The organism is Ramlibacter henchirensis (genome assembly GCF_004682015.1).
Classification (GTDB): Bacteria; Pseudomonadota; Gammaproteobacteria; order Burkholderiales; family Burkholderiaceae_C; genus Ramlibacter; species Ramlibacter henchirensis.
In genome coordinates, this window is sequence record NZ_SMLM01000001.1 from 1155137 (window position 1) to 1178997 (window position 23861).

The 23861-nt window shown below is 69.1% G+C and carries 29 protein-coding genes; 17 read left to right on the top strand and 12 right to left on the bottom strand.

Annotated elements, in window-relative coordinates; genetic code table 11:
* Window positions 1–17: 17 nt before the first annotated feature.
* The 3 genes from EZ313_RS05735 to EZ313_RS05745 all read right to left on the bottom strand — a co-directional run bounded on the left by EZ313_RS05735 (window position 18) and on the right by EZ313_RS05745 (window position 1812).
* Window positions 18–230: a hypothetical protein gene (locus EZ313_RS05735; RefSeq protein WP_135262231.1), complete on the bottom strand. Its 213-nt coding sequence runs from the start codon at window positions 228–230 to the stop codon at window positions 18–20.
* 142 nt (window positions 231–372) lie between these two features.
* Window positions 373–1182: an IclR family transcriptional regulator gene (locus tag EZ313_RS05740; RefSeq protein WP_135262232.1), complete on the bottom strand. Its 810-nt coding sequence runs from the start codon at window positions 1180–1182 to the stop codon at window positions 373–375.
* Between the two features lie 6 nt (window positions 1183–1188).
* Window positions 1189–1812 (bottom strand): flavin reductase family protein, encoded by a 624-nt coding sequence (locus tag EZ313_RS05745; protein ID WP_135262233.1) that lies wholly within the window; start codon window positions 1810–1812, stop codon window positions 1189–1191.
* Between the two features lie 187 nt (window positions 1813–1999).
* On the opposite strand from EZ313_RS05745, the gene EZ313_RS05750 reads away from it, so the two are divergent.
* Genes EZ313_RS05750 through EZ313_RS05775 form a run of 6 tightly spaced genes read left to right on the top strand, consistent with a single transcriptional unit; the run spans window position 2000 to window position 6214 of the window.
* The gene (locus EZ313_RS05750; protein ID WP_135262234.1) at window positions 2000–2974 is read left to right on the top strand and encodes a Bug family tripartite tricarboxylate transporter substrate binding protein; all 975 of its coding nucleotides are present in this window, start codon (window positions 2000–2002) and stop codon (window positions 2972–2974) included.
* Between the two features lie 2 nt (window positions 2975–2976).
* Window positions 2977–3363, top strand: coding sequence for a RidA family protein (locus EZ313_RS05755; protein ID WP_135262235.1), 387 nt, complete (start codon window positions 2977–2979; stop codon window positions 3361–3363).
* A gap of 10 nt (window positions 3364–3373) precedes the next feature.
* Window positions 3374–4261 carry an amidohydrolase family protein gene (locus EZ313_RS05760; protein WP_135262236.1) on the top strand — a complete coding sequence of 296 codons (888 nt, stop codon included), beginning with the start codon at window positions 3374–3376 and terminating at the stop codon, window positions 4259–4261.
* Window positions 4258–4905, top strand: a complete 648-nt coding sequence (locus EZ313_RS05765; RefSeq protein WP_135262237.1) for a fumarylacetoacetate hydrolase family protein — start codon at window positions 4258–4260, stop codon at window positions 4903–4905. The genes EZ313_RS05760 and EZ313_RS05765 overlap by 4 nt, the downstream gene beginning before the upstream one ends.
* Window positions 4902–5696: a fumarylacetoacetate hydrolase family protein gene (locus tag EZ313_RS05770; protein WP_135262238.1), complete on the top strand. Its 795-nt coding sequence runs from the start codon at window positions 4902–4904 to the stop codon at window positions 5694–5696. The genes EZ313_RS05765 and EZ313_RS05770 overlap by 4 nt, the downstream gene beginning before the upstream one ends.
* 38 nt (window positions 5697–5734) lie before the next feature.
* On the top strand, window positions 5735–6214 hold the full coding sequence (locus EZ313_RS05775; protein ID WP_135262239.1) for a VOC family protein: 480 nt from the start codon (window positions 5735–5737) through the stop codon (window positions 6212–6214).
* Between the two features lie 41 nt (window positions 6215–6255).
* Here EZ313_RS05775 and EZ313_RS05780 read toward each other — a convergent pair whose 3' ends face one another.
* Window positions 6256–6948, bottom strand: coding sequence for a DUF2182 domain-containing protein (locus tag EZ313_RS05780; RefSeq protein WP_240788538.1), 693 nt, complete (start codon window positions 6946–6948; stop codon window positions 6256–6258).
* Between the two features lie 260 nt (window positions 6949–7208).
* On the opposite strand from EZ313_RS05780, the gene EZ313_RS05785 reads away from it, so the two are divergent.
* Together EZ313_RS05785 and EZ313_RS05790 are read left to right on the top strand one after the other, a co-directional pair.
* Window positions 7209–7823, top strand: coding sequence for a DUF1326 domain-containing protein (locus tag EZ313_RS05785; RefSeq protein ID WP_135262241.1), 615 nt, complete (start codon window positions 7209–7211; stop codon window positions 7821–7823).
* Window positions 7824–7863: 40 nt separating this feature from the next.
* The gene (locus EZ313_RS05790; RefSeq protein WP_135262242.1) at window positions 7864–8316 is read left to right on the top strand and encodes a universal stress protein; all 453 of its coding nucleotides are present in this window, start codon (window positions 7864–7866) and stop codon (window positions 8314–8316) included.
* A 24-nt stretch (window positions 8317–8340) separates the two neighbouring features.
* Here EZ313_RS05790 and EZ313_RS05795 read toward each other — a convergent pair whose 3' ends face one another.
* Window positions 8341–8967, bottom strand: a complete 627-nt coding sequence (locus EZ313_RS05795) for a DUF3014 domain-containing protein (RefSeq protein WP_167772525.1) — start codon at window positions 8965–8967, stop codon at window positions 8341–8343.
* A 302-nt stretch (window positions 8968–9269) separates the two neighbouring features.
* Window positions 9270–10031, bottom strand: coding sequence for a metallophosphoesterase (locus tag EZ313_RS05800; protein WP_135262244.1), 762 nt, complete (start codon window positions 10029–10031; stop codon window positions 9270–9272).
* Window positions 10032–10106: 75 nt separating this feature from the next.
* Here EZ313_RS05800 and EZ313_RS05805 point away from each other — a divergent pair, with 75 nt between their 5' ends.
* Entirely contained in the window at window positions 10107–10598 is a 492-nt protein-coding gene (locus EZ313_RS05805) for a PAS domain-containing protein (RefSeq protein ID WP_135262245.1), read from the top strand.
* Here the strand turns inward: EZ313_RS05805 and EZ313_RS05810 are convergent.
* On the bottom strand, window positions 10595–11482 hold the full coding sequence (locus EZ313_RS05810; protein ID WP_135262246.1) for a universal stress protein: 888 nt from the start codon (window positions 11480–11482) through the stop codon (window positions 10595–10597). The genes EZ313_RS05805 and EZ313_RS05810 overlap by 4 nt on opposite strands.
* Before the next feature lie 413 nt (window positions 11483–11895).
* Between EZ313_RS05810 and EZ313_RS05815 the strand changes: the two genes are divergently transcribed.
* The gene (locus EZ313_RS05815) at window positions 11896–12294 is read left to right on the top strand and encodes a GreA/GreB family elongation factor (RefSeq protein WP_135262247.1); all 399 of its coding nucleotides are present in this window, start codon (window positions 11896–11898) and stop codon (window positions 12292–12294) included.
* Entirely contained in the window at window positions 12291–12563 is a 273-nt protein-coding gene (locus EZ313_RS05820; RefSeq protein WP_135262248.1) for a hypothetical protein, read from the top strand. Before EZ313_RS05815 ends, EZ313_RS05820 begins: the two co-directional genes overlap by 4 nt.
* A 34-nt stretch (window positions 12564–12597) precedes the next feature.
* Here EZ313_RS05820 and EZ313_RS05825 read toward each other — a convergent pair whose 3' ends face one another.
* Window positions 12598–12765: a hypothetical protein gene (locus EZ313_RS05825; protein WP_167772526.1), complete on the bottom strand. Its 168-nt coding sequence runs from the start codon at window positions 12763–12765 to the stop codon at window positions 12598–12600.
* 180 nt (window positions 12766–12945) lie between these two features.
* Between EZ313_RS05825 and EZ313_RS05830 the strand changes: the two genes are divergently transcribed.
* From EZ313_RS05830 to EZ313_RS05840, 3 genes are all read left to right on the top strand, one after another.
* Entirely contained in the window at window positions 12946–14052 is a 1107-nt protein-coding gene (locus EZ313_RS05830) for a CapA family protein (protein WP_135262249.1), read from the top strand.
* A 69-nt stretch (window positions 14053–14121) separates the two neighbouring features.
* Window positions 14122–15255 (top strand): PAS domain-containing sensor histidine kinase, encoded by a 1134-nt coding sequence (locus EZ313_RS05835; RefSeq protein WP_167772527.1) that lies wholly within the window; start codon window positions 14122–14124, stop codon window positions 15253–15255.
* Complete coding sequence (locus EZ313_RS05840) at window positions 15252–16880, top strand: alpha/beta fold hydrolase (protein ID WP_135262251.1); 1629 nt, start codon at window positions 15252–15254, stop codon at window positions 16878–16880. Before EZ313_RS05835 ends, EZ313_RS05840 begins: the two co-directional genes overlap by 4 nt.
* Window positions 16881–16889: 9 nt before the next feature.
* Here EZ313_RS05840 and EZ313_RS05845 read toward each other — a convergent pair whose 3' ends face one another.
* On the bottom strand, window positions 16890–18401 hold the full coding sequence (locus tag EZ313_RS05845) for a protein adenylyltransferase SelO (protein WP_135262252.1): 1512 nt from the start codon (window positions 18399–18401) through the stop codon (window positions 16890–16892).
* A 104-nt stretch (window positions 18402–18505) separates the two neighbouring features.
* Between EZ313_RS05845 and EZ313_RS05850 the strand changes: the two genes are divergently transcribed.
* The 3 genes from EZ313_RS05850 (at window position 18506) to EZ313_RS23570 (ending at window position 21212) form a co-directional block, all read left to right on the top strand.
* Window positions 18506–19486 (top strand): MYG1 family protein, encoded by a 981-nt coding sequence (locus EZ313_RS05850; RefSeq protein ID WP_135262253.1) that lies wholly within the window; start codon window positions 18506–18508, stop codon window positions 19484–19486.
* A gap of 82 nt (window positions 19487–19568) precedes the next feature.
* Window positions 19569–20171 (top strand): DUF2239 family protein, encoded by a 603-nt coding sequence (locus EZ313_RS05855; protein ID WP_135262254.1) that lies wholly within the window; start codon window positions 19569–19571, stop codon window positions 20169–20171.
* A 198-nt stretch (window positions 20172–20369) separates the two neighbouring features.
* The gene (locus tag EZ313_RS23570; protein ID WP_167772528.1) at window positions 20370–21212 is read left to right on the top strand and encodes a glycine zipper 2TM domain-containing protein; all 843 of its coding nucleotides are present in this window, start codon (window positions 20370–20372) and stop codon (window positions 21210–21212) included.
* On the opposite strand, the gene EZ313_RS05865 is transcribed toward EZ313_RS23570, so the two are convergent.
* From EZ313_RS05865 to EZ313_RS05875, 3 genes are read right to left on the bottom strand one after another with little or no spacing between them, the layout of a single operon-like run.
* Window positions 21209–22171 (bottom strand): PdxA family dehydrogenase, encoded by a 963-nt coding sequence (locus EZ313_RS05865; protein ID WP_135262256.1) that lies wholly within the window; start codon window positions 22169–22171, stop codon window positions 21209–21211. The genes EZ313_RS23570 and EZ313_RS05865 overlap by 4 nt on opposite strands.
* Window positions 22168–22626: an aromatic-ring-hydroxylating dioxygenase subunit beta gene (locus EZ313_RS05870; protein ID WP_135262257.1), complete on the bottom strand. Its 459-nt coding sequence runs from the start codon at window positions 22624–22626 to the stop codon at window positions 22168–22170. Before EZ313_RS05870 ends, EZ313_RS05865 begins: the two co-directional genes overlap by 4 nt.
* Window positions 22626–23858 (bottom strand): aromatic ring-hydroxylating oxygenase subunit alpha, encoded by a 1233-nt coding sequence (locus EZ313_RS05875; RefSeq protein WP_135263583.1) that lies wholly within the window; start codon window positions 23856–23858, stop codon window positions 22626–22628. Before EZ313_RS05875 ends, EZ313_RS05870 begins: the two co-directional genes overlap by 1 nt.
* Window positions 23859–23861: the final 3 nt, after the last annotated feature.

Here is a 23861-nt window from a genome sequence, read left to right on the forward strand (position 1 = left end):
CCCGCAGGGGCATCTCCTCAGCTCGGCCGATCGTACTCCGGCGGATTTTTCATCGCCGGGCGGCCGCGGCCAGTTCCATCCTTCTTGCGCCCGTTTTTCTGCATGAGCTTGCGCAGGCGCTTTTCAGTCGCCTCGGCCCGCTCGAGCGCGCGCTGCGCCTCTTCCAGGTTCCGGCGCGCCGTCTCCACCCCTGCAAGCGCCCGTTCAACGGCGCTGAGCAATTCATCCATGTCTCGCCCCCGCGGCAACACTGCCTGGCCTCTTTTCCCCGCGCAAGATTCATATCACTGCGTGACACAAAAGCAAAGCGGGCCAACGCGGAGTGCCGCGAGGCCGACGCGTTCCGGCTCGTCCGCCAGGCCGATCGAGGCATCACCGGCGCGCGGGCCGGGCCCTTTCGATCTCGCCCAGCCGCACGGTCACCAGCCGGACCTGTTCCTGCATCTTCGCCAGCACGCCACGGACGCGGTCTCGCGGCAGCCGTTCGGCCAGCGTCGCGATGCTGATCGCCGCGACCAGGGTGCCGGCGGGATCGAGGATGGGCACCGCCATGGCACTGGTGCCGGGCATCACGCCCGCCTGGGCATACGTGTAGCCCTGCGCGCGGCACGCATCGACGGCGGCCAGGACATCCTTGACGGAGCGTCCGGCGCCCTTGAGCCGCTTCTCGTTGCGCTGGGTCAGGGCCCTGGCCTCGTCGGGCGGCATGCCGGCCAGCAGCACGATGCCGGAGACGCTCGCGCCCAGCGGCCGCCGCGCGCCGACGTCGATCGAGAGCACCTGGATCGGATGCGAGCCGAGGTGGCGCGCGATGCTCACCGAGTCCGCCCCATGACGCACGCTCAGGAACACGGTGTCGCCCACGTTTGCGGCCAGCGCCGCGAGATACGGCTCTGCGATCGCGCGGATGGATACGCCGCCCGGCCGCGCCAGTCCGAGCAGGGTGATCTCGTGCCCGATGCGGTAGCGCCGCGTGGTGGGGTCCTGCTCGACCGCCGTCTCGTCCATCAGCACCTTCAGGAACCGGTGAACCGTGGGCGCGGTGAGGCCGGACATGGCCGCCACGTCGGTGAGCCGCACGCCGCGGTCCTGCCCCGCCGCGACGAGCCGCAGGATGGCCATGGCGCGGCGAACGCTCTGCGCGCCGTCCGCGGAGTCCAGGGACGCCGGAGCGCGGGGCATCCGGGCTCAGCCCTCGATGATCGTCTTGCCCGTCTGCGACACCGCGCGGAGCGTCACGATGCGGCCCAGCGTCGCGTAGTTGGGCCCGCCGAGGCGGCAGACGGGATTGAGGGCCAGGGTGTCGATCTTGAAGTCGCGCGCCAGGCCTTCGCGGATGTGGAAAGCGAGCACCTCGCCCACCATGAATTCGGACCCGGTCGCGCCGAAGGCGATGGACTGGTGCAGCCGGCATTCCATCGCCACCGGCGGCGCCGCCAGCCGGGGCACGTCGATGAAGTCGCTGGCGATGGTGTCGAGGCCGAGGAGTTCGACCTCGCTGACCTCGGGCGGGTGCTCCTCCGCGCTCTCGTGCAGCGGGTGCAGGAGGGCCTCGTCGGCGATGTGCACCACGTACTCGCGCCGGGACAGGATGTTGTTGCCCGTGTCCTTCATGACACCCGCCTTGCGGCCGATGTTGACGCCGATCATCGGCGGCTTGTTGGAGACGAAGGTGAAGGCGCTGAACGGCGCGATGTTCAGCACGCCGGCTTCGGACCGGGTGCACACCCAGGCGATGGGGCGCGGAACGATGATGCCCGTCAGCAGCTTGTAGGTCTGCTGCGGGTCCATGTCGGAGGCGAGGATGCGCATGGGCGGTGTCCAGAATGCGGAAAAGGGGCCGCGGCGAGCCGGTCCGCCCATGCTAGGACACATCAGTGAAAACGGCCCCACGCCCGCTCGAGAATGTTTCCGGCATGTGGAAGTTTCGGGCAGATCGCGATTGCGGGGGTATCGTGCGTTGCCTAGAGTCGCCGCAGATCAAACGGAGACATCGACCATGCGCAACCTGCTTGCCTTTCTCGCGCTCGGCGCCGCCGCGCTGCTGTCCGCCGGCCCCGGCCTGGCCCAGCAGGCCTGGCCCAGCAAACCGGTGCGGATCGTGGTGCCGTACCCGCCAGGTGGAAACGTCGACGGCGCCGCGCGCATCATCGCCTCCGACCTGCAGAAGAGCCTGGGGCAGCCGATCGTGGTGGAGAACAAGGCCGGCGCGGGCGGCATGATCGCCGGCGACCTGGTCGCCAAGGCGGACCCGGACGGGCACACGCTGTTCCTCGCCGCCAACGGGCCGCTGCTGTTCTCGCCCACCATCTACAACCGGCAGCTGTACCACTGGAAGAAGAACTTCGTCCCGATCTCCAGGGTGTCGCTGACGCCGCTGCTGGTCCAGGTGCATCCTTCGGTGCCGGCCCGGACGGTGCCGGAGCTGCTGGCGCTGATCAAGGCCAAGCCGAACGCCGTGACGATGGCGTCGCCCGGCGCCGGCACCACCAACCACCTGCTCAGCGAACTGATGCAGAAGGCCACCGGCGTGCAATGGACCACGGTGCACTACAAGGGCAACGCGCCGGCCACCAACGACCTGCTGGGCGGCCAGGTGCAGTTCAACTTCGACCAGGTGTCGGTGGCGCAGCCGTACATCAAGGACGGCCGCACCCGGGCGCTGGCGGTGATCGCGCCCAGGCGAGTGCCCTGGCTGCCCGACGTGCCGACGCTGGAAGAGCAGGGCATCAAGGGCGTCGAAGGGCAGACGTTCACCGGCCTGCTCGCGCCGGCCGGCACGCCGCCGGCGGTGATCGAGAAGCTCAGCGCCGCGCTCAAGACCGTCCTGGACTCCAAGGCGGTGCAGGACCGCTTCTACCAGGCGGGCGCCGAGGTCGCGTGGCTGTCGCCGCAGCAGTTCACGGCCTACCTGCAGAAGGAAGAGGACATCTGGATCCCGATCATCAAGACGGCCCGGATCACCGCGGAGTGAGCATGCCCAAGCGCCAGAGCCTGCACGTGGCGGGCTTCAGCCACAAGAACCCGATTCCGGCCGCGGCCCGGATCGGTCCGCTGCTGATGAGCGGCCTGATCAATGGGATGGACCCCGCCACGGGGAAGCTCGCCGAGGGGCTGGAGGCGCAGTGCGCCTTCATGTTCCAGCAGGTGCGCAACGTGCTCGCCGGCGCCGGCGGCACGCCCGACCACATCGTGCGCATGACGGTGTGGCTGAAGGACCGCTCGCAGCGCGGCCCGCTCAACGAACAGTGGCTCGCGATGTTCCCGGATGCGCAGGACCGTCCCGCGCGGCTGTCGCTGCAAGCCACGGAGCTGACCGAGGGCATCCTCGTGCAGTGCGAGATCACCGCCTGGATCGAATAGCCGAATCACCATGGCCGACTACTTCCCCTTCGACCCGAATCCGCGCACGCCCTCACGGCCCGCGCCCCCCGGCGCCATCGACGCGCAGTTCCACATCCTTGGCCCGCGCGAGAAATATCCGGTGCGTCCGGGCGCCGCCTACGAGATGCCCACCGCCACGCCGGCTGCGCTCAAGCGCGTGCACGCGGCACTCGGCTTCCGGCGCGGCATCGTCGTGCAGACCACGACCTATGGCGAGGACCACACGGTGGTGCTCGATGCGCTGGCCGAGCTGGGGCCCGGCTACAAGGGTTGCGCCAACGCGCTGGTGTTCGAGGCTCGCGACGACGCCTACCTGCACAAGCTCCACGACGCGGGCGTGCGCGGCGCGCGCTTCTCGTTCCGGCAGGCGCTGGGCGCCGTGCTGAGCAAGCCCGCGTTCGAGCGCGCCGTCGCTCGCATCCGCGAACTTGGCTGGTACATGAAGATCCAGCCCGAGCAGAGCGGCATCCTCGAGAGCCTGCCCTGGATCGAGCAGATCACCGACATCCCGGTGCTGATCGACCACATGGGCCGCGCCAACGCGGATCTCGGTCCCGAGCGGGACCCCAACGTCCGCACGCTGTCCGAGCTGCTGGGGCGCGGGAATTTCTGGGTGATGCTGTCGCTGGGCGAGAAGGTGTCCACGCAGGGAGCCCCGTACGAGGACGTCGTGCCCATCGCCCGAGCGCTGATCGACGCGGCGCCGCACCGCTGCGTCTGGGGCTCGGACTGGCCGCACCCGGTCTCGAAGAAGCAGCCGCCGAACGACGCGGACCTGCTGGAGCTGCTCTATCGCTACGTGCGCAGCGACGACGAACTGCGCCGCATCCTGGTCGACAACCCGTCGGCCTTGTTCGGTTACGGAGGTGAAGCATGAGAACGCGAACGGTGGTCGGCGCCTTGCTGAACTTCCGCGGCGAGTGGCAGGCGATGGAGCCGGCCATGCACAAGGAGCCGCACTTCAAGCCGCCGCAGCATCCGGTGCTGTACCTCAAGCCGCCCAACACCTTCAACCGCGACGGCGATGCGATCGTGCTGCCGGCGGGCGTGGAGCAGGTGCAGGTCGGCGCGACCGTGGGCGTCGTCATCGGCGCGCCGGCGTCGCGCCTGTCCGAAGCCGAGGCCATGGGCTTCGTGGCCGGCTATGTGCCGGTCAATGACGTGACCGTGCCGCACACCGCCGTGCTGCGCCCTCCGATCAAGCAGAAGTGCCGCGACACCTTTTGCCCGATCGGCCCGCAGGCGGCGGCATCCCGCGTGGCCGACCCCGGCGCGCTGGAGATCCGCGCCTGGGTCAACGGCGAGTTGAAGGCCACCAACTCCACGCGCAACCTGATCCGCTCCGTGCCGAGGCTGTTGGCGGAGGTGACGGAGTTCATGACGCTGGAGGCGGGCGACATCCTGCTGGTCGGCGTGCCGGAAAACGTTCCGCTGGCCAGGGCGGGCGATCGCGTGGCGGTGGAGATCGAAGGCGTGGGCCGGGTCGAGAACCCGATCCGCGCCGAAGGGAGTCCGGCATGAGACAGGGTCGAGTCGTCTACGGCGGCGCCGTGCATGGCTGCACGCCGGCCGCCCAGTCAGGCGTGCGGCTGGCCGACGGCCGCATCGTGGCGGAGCAGGACGTGCAGTGGCTCGCGCCGTTGGAGCCGCGCACCATCTTCACGCTGGCGCTGAACTATGCCGACCATGCGAGCGAACTCGCCGCCAAGTCGTCCAAGGAACAGGCCACCTTCCTGCAGGCCCAGCGCAGCGAGCCGGTGGTTTTCCTCAAGGCCGCGAACGCGGTCATCGGCCACCGGGGACTCACGCGGCGGCCGCGCGACGCCGAGTTCATGCATTACGAGTGCGAGCTGGTCGTGGTGATCGGCCGCGAGGCTCGCAACGTGCCGCGCGCCGACGCGCTGCAGTACGTACGCGGCTACACGGTCGGCAACGACTACGCGATCCGCAATTTCCTGGAGCCGTACTACCGCCCGAACCTGCGCGTGAAGAACCGCGACGGCGCCACGGCGCTCGGCCCCTGGCTGGTGCCCGCCTCCGAAGTGCCCGACCCGCAGAAGCTGCGGCTGACGACGCATGTCAACGGCAAGCGGGTGCAGGAGGGCACGACGGCGGACATGATCCACGACGTGGCCTCGCTCATCGAGTACCTCAGCGGCATCATGACCCTGAGCCCCGGCGACGTGATCCTGACCGGCACGCCCAAGGGATCGGTCGACGTGCGGCCCGGCGACGAAGTGGTCTGCGAAGTCGAAGGTGTCGGTCGCCTGGTGAACACGCTGGTGGAAGACTGGACGCCGGCGCCGCGCTAGCGCGTCGATGGCGCAGTCCTCACTGTGGGAGAACGAATGTGATCAGCAAGAACACGGTCTGTCTCTGGTACGACGGCACTGCCCTGGATGCCGCGCAGTTCTATGCGAAGACGTTCCCGGACAGCACCGTGGGAGCCGTCCATCGCGCGCCCTCTGACTTTCCCTCCGGCAAGCAAGGCGACGTCCTGACCGTCGAGTTCACCGTGATGGGCATCCCTTGCCTCGGCCTGAACGGCGGCCCCGCGTTCAAGCACAACGAGGCCTTCTCGTTCCAGGTGGCGACCGACGACCAGGCCGAGACGGATCGCTTGTGGAACGCGATCGTCGGGAACGGCGGCCAGGAGAGCGCATGCGGCTGGTGCAAGGACAAGTGGGGCCTGTCCTGGCAGATCACGCCACGGGTCCTCACCGAGGCGTTCACCGGTCCCGATCGCGCGGCGGCCAAGCGCGCCTTCGAAGCGATGATGCAGATGACCAAGATCGACGTCGCTGCCATCGAAGCGGCGCGGCGGGGCTGAGGCGTACTCGTCGGTAGCCCAGCTCCGCGGCCCGCGCCTGCTCACTGCGCGGCGAGGATCAACTTGGCCACCCCGGCAACCAGCAGCCCCAGGCCCAGGAGGGCAGAGATGAGCTGGCCGCCGGGCGCGAGCTTCTCGATCGCAACGGCGATCGCCAGCGCCGCCACCCAGGCCACGTTCATCATCCCGCCGATGAAAAGCAGCGCCATCAACGCCCAGCAGCAGCCGAGGCACAGCACGCCATGCCGCAAGCCCATGGCGAACGCGCCGGCCCGCCCGGGCCGCCACTGCCCGAGGAGGAAGCTGAAAGGCGTCCGGCAGGACTGCAGGCAGGCGCGCTTGAGCGGTGAGAACTGGTAGACCCCGGCCAGGAGCAGCAGCAGCGCGTTGAGCAGCGTGGACCGGCTCACCGCCATCGGATCCACCCAGCCTAATTGCTGCAATCCCCACTGCACTGCGGTGCCGGCTGCGCCGAAGCCAAGCCAGACGAGCAGATAGGCTGCGACGAAAGCGTGCCCGCGGCCTTGCTCGCCGTTGCGTTGCGCGACCCGTACGAAGGTGAGGACCATGGGCATCGCCGACGGCAGCATCATCGCGACCATCATCACCGACCACATCGCCCACACGGCGAACAGGTTGCCCGTGCTCCAGTCCCTTGACATGGGCATGGCCAGCTGCGCGAAAGGCGTCTCCATGTCCGTTGCCAGCCAGGCGAGGAACAGCCAGCCGGCCACGCTGATGCCGAGCAGGACCAGCAAACCCGCGGGATGCTCCCGCAGGAAAGGGCCGAAGCCTCCCCTTGTGCCGGCCGGTGAACGAGAGCCCTGCTGCATGCTGAGTCCTTCCGTCCGCGCGATTGGCGAAGCGCGGGCGGACCGAAGATCGTGGACGCCAGCGCGGCTGTCAACCCGGCGGCGTTACATGTTGCATTTGCAGGCGCGCCCGGCCCGGCCTAACTTGCGTATCCGGTGCGAAACCGGCAAGGAGCACAAGCATGGCGAGCTGGAATATCAAGGGCCAATACATGGAGACGTGCAACTGCACGCTGCTGTGCCCCTGCATCTGGTCCAACCTGACCGCGCGGCCCACCGAAGGCGCGTGCGATGCGGCGGTGGCCCTTCGCATCGACCAGGGCAGCAAGGATGGCGTGAAGCTGGACGGGCTGGCCTTCGTCGTCATGCTGCATTCGCCCGGAGCGATGGCCCAAGGCAACCTCACCGTGGGCCTGATCGTCGACGAGGCCGCGAACGACCAGCAGGTCGACGCGATCCGCGCCATCGCCACCGGCGAGGCCGGCGGCCCGATGGCCGCCCTGGCGCCCCTGGTCGGCAAGGTGGCCGGCATCGAGAAGCGGCCGATCAAGTTCACGCAGAAGGGCCTGGCGATCTCGCTCACGGCGGGCGAGCTGGTGGACCAGGCCATCGAGGGGCTGGAAAGCGCGGTCAAGCCGGGCGAGGCCATCGTCATCGACAACGTCGCGCACCCGGTGAACTCCCGCCTGTCGCTGGCCAAGGCCACGCGCAGCAGGTTCCATGCGTTCGGGATCGACTGGGAGGACATGACCGGGACGCGCAACGGGCACTTCGCGCCGTTTGCCTGGCAGGGCTGAAGGCGCTCTCGCCGGCTTGCTCGCAGATCCATCCGGGGCCATGTTCAAGCACATCCTGATTCCGGTCGACGGAAGCGAACCATCCAACCATGCGCTGCGAACCGCGATCTCGCTGGCCAGGGAGGTCGGCGCGCGGATCCGCCTGGTGCATGTCGTGGACAACACCGCCTTCCTCACCGGCTACGACCCGTCCGGCGGTTCCAGCGGGCAGATGTTCACCGCGTTGCGCGAGAGCGCCCTGCAGATCCTGCAGGAGGGCGTCGCGGCGGCGCAGGCGGCAGGATTGCAGGCCGACCACGTGCTGGTCGATCGCATCGGTTCCCGCCTGGGCGATTCGGTGGCCGAGGCAGCGGCCGGGTTCGGCGCCGACTTGATCGTCGTCGGCACGCACGGACGCAGCGGCCCCAGCCGGCTGCTGCTGGGCAGTGGAGCCGAACAGGTGATCCGGCTCGCTCCGGTCCCGGTGCTGGTCACGCGCGAGCCGGGCCGCTGAGGGCTACCCCGCGCGGTAAGGGGGCTATTGCCGCGAAGGAGCGGCCGAAGCCTGCAGGAGCTGCTGGCGGAACTCCTCCAGCTTCAACTTGAGCGCCTTGCGGTTGTCAGGTCCCATTCGCAGCAGCATCTTCTGGCCGGCGGTGAGCCGCTCCAGCCTGGCGTCGTCGTACTGGTAGCGGGTCCACGGCTGCGCCGAAGGGATGGGTCCCTTCACCTCGGTGAGCGTGATCTTCGGAGGCTGCGCGGGATCGGGCGTGGCCAGGAGGACATCGATCACCTGGAACACCCGCTGGTGCAGCGAACGGTCGCCGAATCCAAGATCGCGGTAGGCCTGCTGCAGCACGGGGTACATGCGGCGGTAGAGCTCCACCGCCTGCGCGGCGTCGATGGAATTCACGAATGCCACGAACGGCCAGTAGCGCATCGCGTTCTCGGTGGCGATCACCTGCGAACTGCCGCTTGCTGCGACGAGGAATCGCCCAGGCGCGGGAAGCACCGGCCAAGCCGAGACCGGCGCATGCTCGCGGCCCAGGTTGTCCAGGGTGGCGACGGCCTTGCGCGGAAAGTCCGTGGTCTCCAGGAACTGCAGCACCGCGTCGCGGCCCAGGAGCTGCATGAGCGCGCCGCGGACGTCTTCCGCTTTCACCATGGCCTCTGCGGGTGCCGGCACCAACGCGGGCGGCTGTGCTGCGGCGGCGGTCTCCGGTTCAGCCTGCGGCTCCGATACGGTGGGCGGGGTTCGCACCACCGGGACCTCCCGCGTCATCCAGAACCAGCCCGCGACGGCGGCAGCAACGGCGAGGAGCGCGACGAGGATGGGCGCCGTCGTCGAACTCGAGCGTCGGCGCTTGCGTGGCTCAACAGGACGGGAAGGAGAAAAGGTGGGTTCTCGTCGTGTGTCGATCATTGCAGCATCCTGCGCGCATCCGTGCGCAACCTCAATACCCTCGCTCAGACGGTCACGGTGAAGTTGATGTCGAACCGCGGATTCTCCGGCCGGCCCCCCATGAAATAGCCCCTGGGATTGCTCACGACGCGCACGCCGTGCAGCCGGTAATCCACGCTGTGGTGCATGTGTCCGTGCATCCAGAGAACCGCGCGGCCGCCGTTCAGGAGGTGTTCCGCGTGCGAGGCGAAGCAGGCGTTCAGCAGCGACCCCTCGAAGCGCGGGTCGATGCTTCGCGGACTCGGCGCGTGGTGGCTCACCACGACCGTCGGCCCGTCGAAGCGCTTGCCCAGGCCATGCTCCAGCCACGCCGAATGCCGCAGGAAAAGGCACGCCGAATCGAGCGGGGTGAACACCTGCTGGCATTGTTCGTCCAGGTAGATGCGCTGGAAGTCGTACATCCGCCGCATCGCTTCCTGCACGGCGGCGTCGCGCAGCTGGCCGTCGCCGTAGAGCAGGAAGTCGGTCCAGAGGGGAGTCCCGAGGAAACGGACGCCGCCGACCACGACCTCGTCGTCGTGCAGGATCCGGACGTTGCTGCCCGCGGACAGCTCGCGCAGGCGCTGCACCGTGCCGGACAGGCTGCCGCCGTAGAACTCGTGGTTGCCGGGCACGTACAGCACGGGCTTGCGGATCTGCATGGCCCATTGAACGGCGGCATCCGGACGCGCGATGTCCCCGGCCAGCACGACCAGATCGGCATCGTTGTCGGGCACGTCGAGGCCGGCCTTGGACAGGTGAAGGTCGGAAAGCAGGTTCAGCCTCATGGGGTCTCCTCCGGCTCACGTATATCACGACATGATATATAGTGGTGCGCACATGGCTTCTTCGGGTACCGGCGCATGCTGAACAGCGGGCATTTTTCCGAGCCCATCGCCCCGATCGGGCTCGATGCGGGCCTGTGCCGCGCGGCCGTCGACGCCATGCAGGACGCCGTGCTGGTGGCCGACCGCGACGGCGTCATCCGGCTGTGGAACCGGGGCGCCGAGGTGCTGTTCGGCTTCAGCGCCGAAGAGGCGGTCGGCGCCGGGCTCGAACTCCTGGTGCCGGAGCGGTTCCGCCGGCAGCACGACGAGGGCTACCGCCATGCGATCGCCACGGGCCGGATGCGCACCCAGGGACGCGTGCTGACCACCCGGTCCAACCACAAGTACGGATGCCGCCTGTACGTCGCCTTCACGTTCGGGCTGTTGAAGGACGGGGATGGGCAGGTGCAAGGCGTGGTGGCAGTCGGCCGCGACGCAACGGCGTCACACCTCGAGAAGGTGGCGAACCGGCTCAAGGGCGAAGCGCCCGAAGGCTGCCCGGTGTCCGGCCAGCGAAGCGGCAACTAGTCGTCTGCCGCGCCTTCGGTCGGCAGCGGCACGACCAGCACATCGGCCTCGGACCGCGCGAGGACCTGCCGCGTGACGCTGCCCAGCAGGAAGTCGGCCAGCAGACCGCGCCTGCGCTTGCCGATCACGATGAGCTCGGCCTTGTGGGCGGTCTCGCCGGCCAGGATGGTGTGGGCCGCATTCCCGAACGCCACGATGGGCGCGAGCGATTCGCGTCGTGCGCCGTGCGCTTCGGAGCTGCACGCGCTGTCGACAAGCCGCTCCATCCGGCTGCTGGCCCAGCTCGCGCGCTCCTGCCGGTGCGCCCGAAGCGCCTGCGGCGGTGCGTCGATCTCGTGCAGCACCAGCTCGTCGGCCGGCGCGAGTGCATGGAAGACGGCGACGCCGTGTCCGCCCGCGAGCGCTGCACCCTGCGCGACCAGGTGATCGCTGCAGGCAAGCAGGTCCACGGGCGCGAACACGCGCCGGTATGAATCCCGCGCGGGCTGCTTGACCACCAATACCGGCGCGCGCACCAGCCGGATCAGCCGCTCGGCAGGGCTTCCCATCAGCCACTCACCCAGCGGGTTGCCGTTCGGCGTCGCCAGCACGAGCAGGCCTTTCTTCGCCAGCGAGACGCATTCGGCCACGGGGTCGCCGTGCACGCCGATCGGCGTGACCGCCACGTCATGTCGCCGCGCGGCTTCGCCGATGAACGAAGCGACCGCTGCCGGAACCTCGCTGGTGATTGGCGTCGCGCACCGGTAGAGCAGGCGCATCGGCACCTGCAGGTCGCGCGACACGATGGCCGCACGCCAGGCTGCGTTCATCGAAGCCGGCGATAGATCGCAGAGGGCGAGGACGTGGGCGGCGCCGGTTGCGCCGCGGGGGAAGGGGCGGGACATGACTCTCTCTCCTTGGAACCGCGCCTGGCTGCTGCAGGCGAAACGGGAGCGCGAGCGGGGAAGGCCCGGCGCAAGGCAGGAGGGCGCCGGGCCTTACAGGAGTGCCTCGAGAGGCGGTCGCGGGGAAGGAAAGCCCATGGATGTCACGCGAGCAGTCTAGACCGATGCATCGGCAGACGCGACGAGGGGGGCAAAGGCCCTGCGGTCCTTGCCAGAATCGAACGCAGGAAGTCGAAGCGCACCCATACTCCGGGTCGTGCCGTTCTGCAGCCGTCTTCGAACCCTCGTGCATCCGCTTTCGCGCGGAGGGCGGCCTGTCGCCGCACTTCCCCCGGCCCGGCGGCCCCTTGCATCCTCTTGACGCGCCATCCTCTCCGCCGGGCCTCCTGCCGGCGCATCACTGGAGCGCAAACATGCAAGCAGACATTCAAGTCGAACGGCAACTTACCGAGCTGGACTTCGCCCGCCTTCGCAAACTGGACACATCGGGCGCAGGAGCCGGTTTCGCCGACGTGATCGCGGCGGCGGAGGTCGTCCCGGGCACGGAGATCGGGCCGACGGTGATCACCATGTACACGCAGTTCGAGCTGGAAGACGCCGACACGCGCGAGCGCCGCACCCTCGCCATCTGCTACCCCGAGGATGCAGAGCCTTCGAGCGGGTTCATCTCCGTGCTCTCGCCGCTGGGCAGCAGCCTGATCGGCGTGCGTGTCGGGTCCGAGGTGCGCTGGCAGACGCCGGCGGGAACGAGGAGGGCCACGGTGGCCGCCGTGCTGTTCCAGCCCGAAGCGACGGGTGACTACGTGACGTGAACCGGGCCGCGCGATCCCTCGCCCTTGCCTCAGCACTGCTGGCGGGCTGCGGCGGGGGTGTCGTGATCGGCGCGAACGCATTCGACTGCGACGCCGAAATGGCCTCGCTGACCGGCACGCTGGGATTCCCCGACGAGGTGGACCGCCGCTTCGACGGCGGACTTCACATCCACACCTTCCTGTACGTGCGAAGCGGCGTCTCCGTCGTGTTCACCTGGGGCAGCGACTTCGCCTGCCACCGGCGCGACTTCCTGGTCAGCGGCCGTTAGGCGGGCCGACGCCGTCGGCTCTTTCCGCCAGCTCTCAGCAATTGCCCTTCTTGGCCTGGCCGGGAGGGCAGAAGCCGCCGCTGCGCGTCGCATGGGCGGGCGCAGGATCGACCACGATCGCGCCGGACGGCGTATACACCGCACAGCCCCCGAGCAGGGTCATCAGCCAGACGCAGCCCGCGAAGCCCAGAATCTTCTTCATTGCGTGAACCCTCAAAAGTTGATCGGTTTGCGGCATGAGCTTGCCGGAAACCATCGGGGGCCAGCGCCACTGGCTCGACAGACGGATTCGCGGGGCCTCCAGGCGGCTGGTGCGGCCTCCCGGGCTGTCGCTTCCAAGTGACGCAGGGAATGTGCCTGGGTGAACCATGGACCTCGTGAAATGGACACGCTGCGATTGCTGCTCGCCGGCGACGTGATGACGGGCCGCGGCATCGACCAGGTGCTGCCGCATCCGGGCGATCCGCGACTGCACGAGTCCTGGATGCGCGACGCGCGCGAGTACGTTCGCCTCGCGGAGCGTGCGAACGGGCCCGTGCCGGCCCCCGTGGGTCCCGAGTACATCTGGGGTGACGCGCTCGCAGTGATGGAGCGGCTCGCCCCGGCGCTGCGCATCGTGAACCTCGAAACGGCGATCACCGCCACCGGGCAGCCCTGGCCGGACAAGGGCATCCACTACCGCATGCATCCGGCCAACATGGCTTGCCTTCGTGCGGCCGGCCTGGATGCCTGCGCGCTGGCCAACAACCATGTGCTCGACTGGGGCCTCGAGGGCCTGCATGAAACTCTGGCCACGCTGGAGGCCGCCGGTGTGCAGATCGCAGGCGCCGGCCGCGACCGCGCGCAGGCCTGGACGCCCGCCGTACTTCCGCTGGCTGACGGCCGCCGCTTGCTGCTCTTTTCCTTCGCCACGGAGAGCAGCGGTGTTCCGCGCGAATGGGCGGCGCGCTCCAATCGTCCAGGCGTCGCGCTGCTGCCGGGTCTGGGCACTCGCACAGCGCAGACGATCGCGCGGAGGGTCGAGGCGCATCGAAAGCCCGGCGATCGCGTGGTGGTTTCGATTCATTGGGGCGGCAACTGGGGGCTCGACATTCCCCCGGCGCACCAGGCCTTCGCGCGCGAGCTGATCGACCTGGGCGCTGCCGACGTGGTGCACGGGCATTCGTCGCACCATCCGCTGCCCGTCGAGGTGTGGCATGGGAGGGCCATCCTGTACGGCTGCGGCGACCTTCTCAACGACTACGAGGGCATCGGCGCGCACGGCCACCTGCGCTGCGACGTCGGCTGCCTCTATGTGCTCACGCTCGATGAAGCCGGCAATCTGCACGAACTCGAGGTCGAGCCCCTGCAGCTGCGACGCTTGCGACTGGGGAAGGCGGACGCCATGGCGCGGTCCTGGCTGCTGTCCGTGTTCAACGAAGGCGGCCGGGCCTTGGGCACGCGGATGCAGTCGATGGCCGACGGATCCTTCGCAATGTGCTGGAAATGAGAACGGGCTCGCTGAGCCATGGCCGGCACCTCGTCGCAGGCGAACGGTCTAAACTGGCCTGCACTCCCCATGGATCTGCATCCCCTGCTTGAATCGGCCCTGCCGAAGCTGCTTTCCCACAGCCGCGAGTACGCGCTCATCGTCCTGGATGCCGCAGGACGGATCGTGCAGTGGCTGGGCGCGTCGCAGCAGCTCATGGGCTTCAGCGCAGAGGAAATGATCGGCAGGCACGCGGGCGAGATCTTCATCTCGCCCGACCGCGAGAAGGGCTTCGATGAACTCGAGATGGCGATCGCGCGGGAGAGCGGCCGCTGCGAGGACGATCGCTGGCACGTCCGCAAGGATGGCGCCAGGATCTGGGTCAGTGGTTCGATGGAGGCCGTTCGCGAGGAATCCGGCGCTGTCGTCGGCTACGTGAAGGTCATGAGGGACCGGACGGACCTGCGGATCCATGTCGACAGGCTCGAATCGCGCCTGCTGGACTGCGAGGCGGCGGCCCAGCGCACACGCGCCTTCCTGCGCACACTGGGTCACGAGATGCGCAATCCGCTGGCCCCGCTGCGGAACGCCTCCACCATCATCCAGAGGACGAACGACGATCCGCGCGCCGACAAGGCCGTCGAGATCATCCTCGGCCAGATCGAGGTGCTGACCCGGCTCGCGGACGACCTGATGGAAGTTTCGCGGCTGGACGCGCGCAAGGTCAGGCTCGACCTGCAGAGGCACGATCTGCGCGTGCTCCTGCGAGAGACCCACGACGCGTTCAGGCAGAGCGCCCACGAGAAGGGCCTGAACCTGATCCTGATGGTTCCGAAGGGGCCTCTCTGGGTCGACGTGGACAGGCCCAAGTTCCACCAGGCAGCATCGAACCTGGTGAGCAACGCGATCAAGTACACGCCGCGGGGCGGCAAGGTCTGGATCAAGGCCACGCAGGAGGGACGCGACGTGCTCATGCGCGTCGAGGACACCGGCCTGGGCATCAGCGCCGAACTGCTGCCGCGGCTGTTCGAGCTGTTCTCGCGCGGGGCGGCGGCCGAGGAGGCGGCGCCAGGCGGAATGGGCATCGGCCTGTCGGTGGTTCGCGAGCTGATCGACCTGCATGGCGGAAGCGTGGAAGCCCGCAGCTCGGGCGCCGGGAAGGGGTCGGAGTTCACGGTGCGCCTGCCCGGCGTCGACACCCAGGGGCAACACATCGACGGATGAGCCGCTACGGCCCCTTCGGCGCAAAAATGACCAGCGCGGCGGCGGTGCTGCTAACAGCCGCGTGCACCACGCTGGCGCCCGCGCCGCTCGCTCGCGTCGCACCGACCACCGACTGCACCGCGTGGGTGGGCACTGATCGCAATCGGGTACTGCCCGGCTACCTGCTGCCGCAAGCGAACGGCGCGACGCGCTGCGTTCCCTTGCTGCTGACCGCCGCGAAGCCGCCGCCGGGCTACGCGGGCGACTTCTACGTCGATGAATTCACCGATGCCCGGCTCAAGCAGCGCTGGGCGGCGTGCAAGGCCGATGCCGCGTGCTTCCAGCGGATCGATGGGCAGATGCAGCGCTGGCTGCCGCCCAACAAGGAGCGCGCGACGCGCGTCACGGGGATGGTGGACCCGGTGGGCAGGATCGAGCCGGATGGCGAAGTGGACCTGCGCGACATCCGCAGGCCCGCGTTCTTCGGCAAGGCGCCGTACCACGAGCCGGTGGCGGAGGCGGACGGCCGCACGCATGTCGTGGAGTTCACCGTGCCGCGCGATCCGCTGGAGCGGCTGAAGCTCGACATGCACGGCGACATCAAACTGCGCGGCTGGTACGTGGAAGGAGCAGGCGTGGACGATGGCCGCGGCGGCCGCACGCGCGCGCTCGTGATCATGAGCGCCGGCGGCGGTGGCCAGCTCACGGCGATCCAGCATCCGGCCGATGTGCCGGTGCGCGTGGACCCGGCCACGCGGCGCGCGACACCGGTGCGGTTCCCGAGCCCCACGACGGAAGGCATGGGCATGCGTTTGTGGCGCGACCACCTGCACGCACTCCATCGCGCGGGTTTCGATGTGCTGGCCTACGACAGGCGCGGCGAGGGACTGTCCGGCGGCTTCAGCGACACCAACACCCTCGAGCAGAGCGAAGACATCTTCCGCGTGCTGGAGCAGATGGAGCACGGGCGAGGCCTGCGCGTGCTGACACCCGCAGGCGAGTTGCTGGAGGGACCGGCGGCGGGCGGCCGGCTGATGGCGGGCATGAAGGCCCGCCAGATCCCGCTGCTGCTCCTGGGCTACTCGCGCGGTTCGATGACCACGGGCTGGGCGATGACGAAGAACTACTCGGGCGGCTGCACCTACGACATGCCGCTCGTGACCTGTGCCCCCGCCAAGGCTTACCCGAACATCAAGGGTGCGCTGCTCTATGCATCTTTCGTGAGCGGCGCCGGCTACCTGCCCGATGCGCCCGACCTGGCGGACCGCAACCTTTTCCTCGGCGGCATGGCGGCGGAGCACTACGTGGCCTTCTACCCGAACTCCGCGGTGCTGGCGAACATGCACCGCTGGCCCGCGGCGTTCTTCGCCAAGGGGCTGTGGGACCGGGCCGAGAGCCTGGAAGGCACCATCGCCGCGCACGACCGCGTTCGCGGGCTGAAGGAGATCGTCGTGTCGCGCGGTCCGCACTCGATGGAGACCTGGCCGCAGCAGGAGCAGGACCGCGTGCGCGACCGCATGGTGCGGTTCGCCGTCGCCGCGGTGCAGGGGCGCACGCAGCTGCCGGACTCGCCCCGCTGGACCGACATCAGGGAGCTGGTCGCCACGACGCCCGACGTCTGGGAGGTGTCGTCGCAGCCCCGCTGATGAGGTTGTTCAGGTGCCGCAGAAGGTCTGGTAGCAGGCCGTCACCGCGGCCGGAGCGGGTTCCGCATACAGCGCGTTCTCCGCCTTTTCCTCGTACGGATGGCGCAGGGCGCACAACAGGCGCTCGAATGGCCCGAGGTCGTCGTGCGCGGATGCGGCTTTCAGCGCTTCTTCCACTTGGTGGTTGCGCGGAATGATCCACGGGTTGACGCGCCGCATGCGCTCCGCCCGGGCCTCGCTGGATGCAGTGCCCTCGCTCTCGCATCTTGCCCGCCAGCGGGCCAGCCATTGCTGCAGCGGCTGCGCTTCGGAAAAGACCGATTGCAGCGAAGCCTCGTCACCCGCGGCCGCGTCGGCCAGCTTGCGCCAGCCGAGCGTGAAGTCCACGCGCTGCTCCTTCAGCAGGCCGAGCCAGTCGTTGGCCAGCGTGGCGTCGGCTGCGTCATCGGATCCCTCCGAGAGACCCAGCTTCGCGCGCAGCCCGCGCAGCAGGGCCGCCTGGAACAGGCCCGGGAACGCTTCGATCACGGCGGTCGCATCCGCGACGGCCCGGTCAGCCGCTTCCTCGCTCTCGCCCTCGACCATCAGCGGCAACAAGGCCTCTGCCAGGCGCGCGAGGTTCCACTGCGCGATGGGCGGCTGGTTGCCGTACGCGTAGCGCCCGTTGTGGTCGATCGAGCTGAACACCGCCCGCGGGTCGTACGCCTCCATGAATGCGCAGGGGCCGTAGTCGATCGTCTCGCCCGAGATCGTCATGTTGTCGGTGTTCATCACGCCGTGGATGAAGCCGACGTTCATCCACTGCGCGACCAGCGCAGCCTGGCGCTGCGACACGCGGCGCAGCAACTCGAGGTAACGGCCGGGGTGACCGGCCAGGTCCGGGTCGTGGCGCGCGATGGCGTACTCGGCCAGCTGGCGCAGCTTCTCGAAATCCTGCCGCGAGCTGAAGAACTCGAAGGTGCCCACGCGCAAATGGCTGGACGCCACGCGCGTCAGCACGGCGCCCGGCAGGACCTGCTCGCGGTAGACGGGCTCGCCGGTGCCGGCGACCGCGAGCGCGCGCGTCGTCGGAATGCCCAGCGCATGCATGCCTTCGCTGACGAGCACTTCGCGCAGCATCGGTCCCACGGCCGCCTTGCCGTCGCCCCCGCGGGAAAACGGCGTCCGGCCGGAACCCTTGAAGGCCACGTCGCGCCGGCGGCCCTGGCGGTCGATCACCTCGCCCAGCAGCAGCGCGCGGCCATCGCCCAACTGCGGCGAGAAGCCGCCGAACTGGTGGCCGGCATAGGCCTGCGCGATCGGCTCGGCGCCCTCCGGCAGCGTGTTGCCCGCGAAGATGGCCGCGCCCTGCTCGCCGAGGAGGGCGGCGGGATCGAGGCCCAGCTCGTCGGCGAGCGGCTCGTTGAGGAACAGAAGACGGGCCGCAGGCACCTGGGCCGGCTTCCACGGAACGTAGAAACCGGGCAGGTCGCGGGCATAGCTGTTGTCGAAGCGGAAGGACGGCGTGGCACGGGGTTGCATCCCGCAAGTCTGCCGAGTTGCGGCGATGCCTGTTGTGGGCAAGGACAATCAATCGATGACGGCTGGCGCCGTGTCCCGCGGAGCCCGGCAGTACGCTTCAACCCATGACCCAACTGATCGCCACCCACAGTGGAAGCTTCCACGCCGACGACGTCTTCGCCGTGGCCGTGCTCGCCGCCGTCTTTCCCGACCACCGGATCATCCGCACCCGCACGCCCGGCAAGATCGACGCTGCCGACTTCGTGGTGGATGTCGGCGGCGTGTGGGATCCAGGCAGGGGCCGGTTCGACCACCACCAGCGCGGCTTCCAGGGCGCTCGCCGGCGGCTGGACAGCGAGGGACGCCTCGTCCCCGCCGAGGCCTACGCCAGCGCAGGGCTGGTCTGGCGCGAGTTCGGCAGCGACTACGTGCGCAAGGCGGCGCAGTCGATGGGCCACGAGCTGGATGCGGGCACGGCGGAGAAGGTCGCTGCCGACGTCGACGCGGCGCTGGTGAGGTACCTGGACCTGGTGGACAACGGCGCGGCCGACGTCGCGCCGGGCATGTTCGGCCTGTCCAGCCAGCTCTCGCTGCTGAACAGCACGTGGATGGAGGAAAAGGCGCTCGATGCAGACGCCGTCGCGAAGCTTCAGCTGGATCGCTTTCACGAAGCCATGGCGCTCGTGGACCGGCTGCTGCGCCGGTTCGTGCTGCGCGCCATCGGGCAATCGGTGGCAGCGGACATCGTCCGCCGGTCCGAGCGGCTGCTCGACGGGAAAGTGCTGCTCCTCGCCGAAGGCGGCATGCCGTGGACGCGGGTGGTCGTGCAGGAGATGCCCGAGGTGCTGCTGGTGATCTACCGCGAGTCGGGACGCGAGCAGTACCAGCTGCGCACCGTTCCGGCCGCGGATGGTTCCTTCGCCTCCCGCATGGACCTGCCGGCGGAGTGGGCCGGCTTGCGCGACGAACAGCTGGCGGCCGTCTGCGGCGTGCCGGATGCGGTCTTCTGCCACATGAACCTCTTCATCGCGGGCGCGCGCAGCTTCGAGGGCGCGCTGAGGATGGCGGCGATTGCACTGGAGCAGGTTTCGCGAGTCGGCGGCTAGGCGCCCACTCCCTTCCTTCCTTCACGAAGTTTTACCCGGGTGATATTGACCGGCGAATTTCACCCGGGTATATTCCGCGTCCATGGACACAGCTCACGCGTACACGGCTTTTCTCGGCGCGCGCCGGCTGGCTTCCGGCTCGCTGGAGGAAGTCGCTGCCGCAGCAGCCCGAGCGTCTTCACGCACCGAGGCCGCGCTGCTGGTGTTCAGCGACGCGACCGGCAGCCAGGTCGACCTGGACCTCCGCGGCAGCGAAGAGGAAGTGCGGGAGCGGCACAGGCCGCTTCCGGCAGCGCCGGTGGCCGCCGCCAAAACGACCCCGCGGGGCCGAGGCCGTCCGCGGCTCGGCGTGGTCGCGCGGGAGGTCACCCTGCTGCCGCAGCAGTGGGAGTGGCTCGCGGCCCAGCCCGGCGGCGCGTCGGTCGCACTGCGAAAGCTCGTGCATCAAGCGCAGCGCGCGGGCACGCCGCGTGACCGCATGCGGCAGGCGCAGGAGCGCAGCTACAAGGTGATGGCGGCGCTCGCCGGCGACCGCCCCGGCTTTGAAGAGGCCTCCAGGGCCCTGTTTGCCGGCGACATGCCGGCCTTGCGCAGCAGGGTCGAACGATGGCCCCGCGACATCCGCGAGCACGTGTTGCAGCTCGCCGATCCGGAGTACCACGCGCAATCGCGGAGTGCAGGTTGATCCAGGCTGCGGCAGCTCCGTGGCAAGAGGTCGGCGACAGGAGACCGGCACGCGCGTTCTCAAATCCGTGACGCCGCGACAACACCTTTCCCCGCCGGCGGTTGTGGGCGGCACGAATTCACACCTCGGCACTTGACGCGCGGTGGGTCGGGGCACCGAGCCGATAGCATGGGCGAACCTCAACAGCCCACGAACTCCATGCGTGCAAGCACCCCCCTGATCGCCTCGATGTTGCTGACCGTCATCAGCTACTCGCCGAGTGCGCTCGCGGACCACGACGACCGAGGCCACCGCAGGCATGGCGGCCGCGAGTTCAAGGAGGAGTTCTGGGACGGCAACTGCAAGGTCGAACGCAAGTTCGAGAAGGACGGCGACTACAAGGAAAAGATCGAGTGCAAGGGCGGCGACCATCGCCATCGCCACGCTCACTACAAGGAAGAGTACCGGGACGGCAACTGCAAGGTGGAGCGCAAGTTCGAACGGGACGGCGACTACAAGGAGGAGCGCAAGTGCCGCGGCGCGCCGCGCCAGCACGCGGTGGTGGTGCAGCCGGCCACGGTGGTCTATCCGCCGTGGGTGGTCGTCGAGCAGGGGCGCCCGCACGGCTATCGCAAGGGCTATGAACCCGCACCCGTGCAACGAGGCCAGGTCTCCGTCTGCAACAGCGAGACGGTCGGCAAGGTGCTCGGGGGCGTGGCCGGCGCCGTCGTCGGCAACCAGGTCGGCCAGGGCGGCGGCCGCGCGCTCGCGACGATCGGCGGCGCCGTGGCCGGCGTGCTGATCGGCGGTGAAGTCGGCCGCCGGATGGATGCCGGCAACCAGGCGTGCATCGGCCAGACACTCGAACTGGCGCCGGCCGGACAGCGCGTGCAGTGGCCCTCCGGCACCTCGCAGTACGCCGTCGTGCCCGGCGCGGTGGTCGACCGGGGCGGCGTTTATTGCCGGCCGTACGAGGCCCACATCCGGACCTCGGCAGGCTGGCAGACGACGCAGGGCATGGCCTGCCGCCGCACCGACGGGGTCTGGGTCCAGACCAGCTAGCTGCTCGCGCCCAAGGCCCTGGTGAGCAGGGCCACCGTATCCGTCATCGCAGACGCATCGGCGCGGCCCTTGCCGGCCAGATCGAACGCCGCGCCGTGTCCGACGCTCGAGAACAGGATCGGCAGACCCGCCGCCAGCGCGCTCGCGCCCTTGGGCGAGAGCATCTTGACGGCGATGTGCCCCTGGTCGTGCAGCATGGCAACGTAGGCGTCGTGCTTGCGTTCGGACAGGGCCAGGTCGGCGCCGATCGGGCCGTCGACCTTCCAGCCCCTGGCGCGCATCGCTTCAACCGCCGGGCGGGTGATGTGCTCGTCCTCGTCGCCGAACAGCCCGCCTTCGCCCGCATGCGGGTTGATGCCGACCACGCACAAGGTGGGATCGGACCGGCCCAGCAGTGGCAGCGTGGCGCGCGCGGCGGAAGCGGCCGCTTCGACCAGCGCGGGCGTGAGCCGCCCGAGCGCGGTGCGCACACTCTCATGCAAGGTGCAGTGGACGATGCGCAGGCCGCGCGCTTCGAGCATGAGAAAAACCTCGTCGCGAGGCGTGCCCGTGAGGTCTGCCATCAGGCCGGCGTAGCCGTTGAAAGGCGTCCCGGACGCGTTGACGGCCGTCTCGCTGTGCGGCGCGGCGGCGATGGCGGCGATGCGGCCCTCGCGGTGCAGCTTCACCGCTTCCTTGGCGTACGCCACCGTGGCGGCGCCGGCCGCCTTGTCCACGAGGCCAGGCTTCCAGTCGGTGGGTGAGAGCGCGCCGACGGAGTGCACTTCGAAGCATTCGCGCGCCGCGGCATCCAGGCCGAGCACGTCGCAGAGCCTGTCGACGATGAAGGATTCGCCGATCACCAGGGGCCGCGCAGCGCCGCGCGTGCCGACGGCCACGGCCGCCTTCAGCGCGATCTCGGCGCCGATGCCGTTGGGGTCGCCGATGGCGATGCCGACGCGGGAAGGGCGGGTGCTCATAGCGGAATCGCCAGCAGCGTGTCGATGCGCGAGCTGTCGCAGACCACGTCGCGCTTTCGCAGGCGCATCGCGTTGCCGTCGCGCACGACCTCGTCGAGGTAGCGGCCGCTGGCGAAGACGTCCGTCTCGCCGCCGCGCACGATGCGCAGCACCGCGAAGCCGGTCTCCACGCGCAGCGCGTCGCCGTCACCGCCGCGCAGCAGCGGCAGGCCCACCAGGTGCCGGTAGCGCTGGCGCTCGTAGACGTTGGCCTTGCGCAGCGACAGGATGCGGTCGGCCAGCATCTGCCGCGAATCGGCATAGACCAGCCCGGCAGGCAGGCCCTGCGCGAAGTTTTGCGCCGTGGTGATGCGATAGAAGCAGCTTTCGGTGAAGAAGGCGGGCCAGTCCTCCAGCCGGTCGTCGTCGATGGCCGCCGCGTACTCGGCGTTCAGTGCGATGAGTTCGTTCTGCATCACAGCCCCATGTGCGTGCGGTACGCGCGCCAGAAACCGCGGATGGACGATTCGGTGGCGCGGAAATCCTGCGACTGGGTGTCGTGCCCGCCCAGTTCGAGCAGCGCCTCTTCATTGCCGGCCGCCTGGATGCCGCGCTGGACGAAGCCGCCCACCGCGCCGTCTTCCATCGAGACGAAACCGGCCGGGCCGACGAGGTTGGACTGCTTCAGGCGCAGCTGACGCAGCTCGGGCGTGTCGTCCTGGTAGCCGAGGTAGGTCCAGTGCAGGTCGGTCGAATCCGTGCCGGTGGGCAGCACCTGCCGCACCGCGATGCAGTTGTGGATCTGCTGCAGCACGAAGCCGGGGAAGACGGAGAGCATCTGCAGCACGATGCCGTCGCCGATCTCGTCCACGCTCCTGAGCATCGAGAGGTCGCCGATCTGCAGCTCCTGGTTCTCCGCGCGGATGGCCTGCTGCGCATACGCCGTCTCGGCCCCTTCCTTCAGCTTGCTGTAGGTGGCGCTCGCGTGGTGGCCGCCGTCCTCGCTGATGAAGACGCCGCCTTCCTGCGTGAGCCGCGTGATGCCGAAGGTGGTGAAGAAGGTGTGCAGCAGGCTGGCGTGGTAGGTGTCGCGCACGTTCTCGCAGTACAGCTTCCAGTTGTTCGGCAATGCCTGGGTGAAGCGGCCGATCACCTCGACCGGCCTGCCGAGCACACGCTCCAGGCGGGCCGCGACTTCATCGCCGAGGTACTCCTCGATGGGCGGCACGTCGTCGTGCAGGCTGCCGAAGACCAGGCCGCAGAACGTGCTGGTGCGCAGCTTGCGCGGGCCGTGCGATTCCTTGCAGAAGCCTTCGGGCATGCCGCCCTTGCCCTGCACGCCTTTCTCGAACGCCACGCCGCGCAGGTTGCCCTGCAGGTCGTAGCGCCAGGCGTGGTAGACGCAGGTGTGCTCCTTCGCGTGGCCGAAGTCGTCGATGCAGATCAGGGCGCCGCGGTGGGCGCAGCGGTTCTCGAACGCGTAGACCTCGCCGTCCTCGTCGCGCGTGACGACCACGGGCATGCGGCCGGCGAAAGTGGTCTTGAAGTCGCCCGCCTTGGGCACTTCGGCTTCGAGGCCGAGGAAGTTCCAGACCGGGCCTTCGAACACGCGCTGCTGTTCGAGCTGCAGCACGTCGTCACGCTGGAAGACGCCGTACGGGACGCGGGAATAGGTGCCGGGCGCCCAGCGCAGGGGCTGCTCCGTCAGGGA

What these genes read in the sequence shown, in the direction of transcription:
- EZ313_RS05805 (WP_135262245.1), top strand. Translation starts at nt 10,107, where the DNA reads ATGCTGAACAGCGGGCATTTTTCCGAGCCCATCGCCCCGATCGGGCTC.
- EZ313_RS05755 (WP_135262235.1), top strand. Translation starts at nt 2,977, where the DNA reads ATGCCCAAGCGCCAGAGCCTGCACGTGGCGGGCTTCAGCCACAAGAAC.
- EZ313_RS05790 (WP_135262242.1), top strand. Translation starts at nt 7,864, where the DNA reads ATGTTCAAGCACATCCTGATTCCGGTCGACGGAAGCGAACCATCCAAC.
- EZ313_RS05855 (WP_135262254.1), top strand. Translation starts at nt 19,569, where the DNA reads ATGGACACAGCTCACGCGTACACGGCTTTTCTCGGCGCGCGCCGGCTG.
- EZ313_RS05815 (WP_135262247.1), top strand. Translation starts at nt 11,896, where the DNA reads ATGCAAGCAGACATTCAAGTCGAACGGCAACTTACCGAGCTGGACTTC.
- EZ313_RS05830 (WP_135262249.1), top strand. Translation starts at nt 12,946, where the DNA reads ATGGACACGCTGCGATTGCTGCTCGCCGGCGACGTGATGACGGGCCGC.
- EZ313_RS23570 (WP_167772528.1), top strand. Translation starts at nt 20,370, where the DNA reads ATGCGTGCAAGCACCCCCCTGATCGCCTCGATGTTGCTGACCGTCATC.
- EZ313_RS05850 (WP_135262253.1), top strand. Translation starts at nt 18,506, where the DNA reads ATGACCCAACTGATCGCCACCCACAGTGGAAGCTTCCACGCCGACGAC.
- EZ313_RS05835 (WP_167772527.1), top strand. Translation starts at nt 14,122, where the DNA reads ATGGATCTGCATCCCCTGCTTGAATCGGCCCTGCCGAAGCTGCTTTCC.
- EZ313_RS05760 (WP_135262236.1), top strand. Translation starts at nt 3,374, where the DNA reads ATGGCCGACTACTTCCCCTTCGACCCGAATCCGCGCACGCCCTCACGG.
- EZ313_RS05825 (WP_167772526.1), bottom strand. Translation starts at nt 12,765, where the DNA reads ATGAAGAAGATTCTGGGCTTCGCGGGCTGCGTCTGGCTGATGACCCTG.
- EZ313_RS05795 (WP_167772525.1), bottom strand. Translation starts at nt 8,967, where the DNA reads ATGGTGAAAGCGGAAGACGTCCGCGGCGCGCTCATGCAGCTCCTGGGC.
- EZ313_RS05865 (WP_135262256.1), bottom strand. Translation starts at nt 22,171, where the DNA reads ATGAGCACCCGCCCTTCCCGCGTCGGCATCGCCATCGGCGACCCCAAC.
- EZ313_RS05785 (WP_135262241.1), top strand. Translation starts at nt 7,209, where the DNA reads ATGGCGAGCTGGAATATCAAGGGCCAATACATGGAGACGTGCAACTGC.
- EZ313_RS05765 (WP_135262237.1), top strand. Translation starts at nt 4,258, where the DNA reads ATGAGAACGCGAACGGTGGTCGGCGCCTTGCTGAACTTCCGCGGCGAG.
- EZ313_RS05845 (WP_135262252.1), bottom strand. Translation starts at nt 18,401, where the DNA reads ATGCAACCCCGTGCCACGCCGTCCTTCCGCTTCGACAACAGCTATGCC.
- EZ313_RS05800 (WP_135262244.1), bottom strand. Translation starts at nt 10,031, where the DNA reads ATGAGGCTGAACCTGCTTTCCGACCTTCACCTGTCCAAGGCCGGCCTC.
- EZ313_RS05810 (WP_135262246.1), bottom strand. Translation starts at nt 11,482, where the DNA reads ATGTCCCGCCCCTTCCCCCGCGGCGCAACCGGCGCCGCCCACGTCCTC.
- EZ313_RS05735 (WP_135262231.1), bottom strand. Translation starts at nt 230, where the DNA reads ATGGATGAATTGCTCAGCGCCGTTGAACGGGCGCTTGCAGGGGTGGAG.
- EZ313_RS05870 (WP_135262257.1), bottom strand. Translation starts at nt 22,626, where the DNA reads ATGCAGAACGAACTCATCGCACTGAACGCCGAGTACGCGGCGGCCATC.
- EZ313_RS05840 (WP_135262251.1), top strand. Translation starts at nt 15,252, where the DNA reads ATGAGCCGCTACGGCCCCTTCGGCGCAAAAATGACCAGCGCGGCGGCG.
- EZ313_RS05740 (WP_135262232.1), bottom strand. Translation starts at nt 1,182, where the DNA reads ATGCCCCGCGCTCCGGCGTCCCTGGACTCCGCGGACGGCGCGCAGAGC.
- EZ313_RS05770 (WP_135262238.1), top strand. Translation starts at nt 4,902, where the DNA reads ATGAGACAGGGTCGAGTCGTCTACGGCGGCGCCGTGCATGGCTGCACG.
- EZ313_RS05750 (WP_135262234.1), top strand. Translation starts at nt 2,000, where the DNA reads ATGCGCAACCTGCTTGCCTTTCTCGCGCTCGGCGCCGCCGCGCTGCTG.
- EZ313_RS05745 (WP_135262233.1), bottom strand. Translation starts at nt 1,812, where the DNA reads ATGCGCATCCTCGCCTCCGACATGGACCCGCAGCAGACCTACAAGCTG.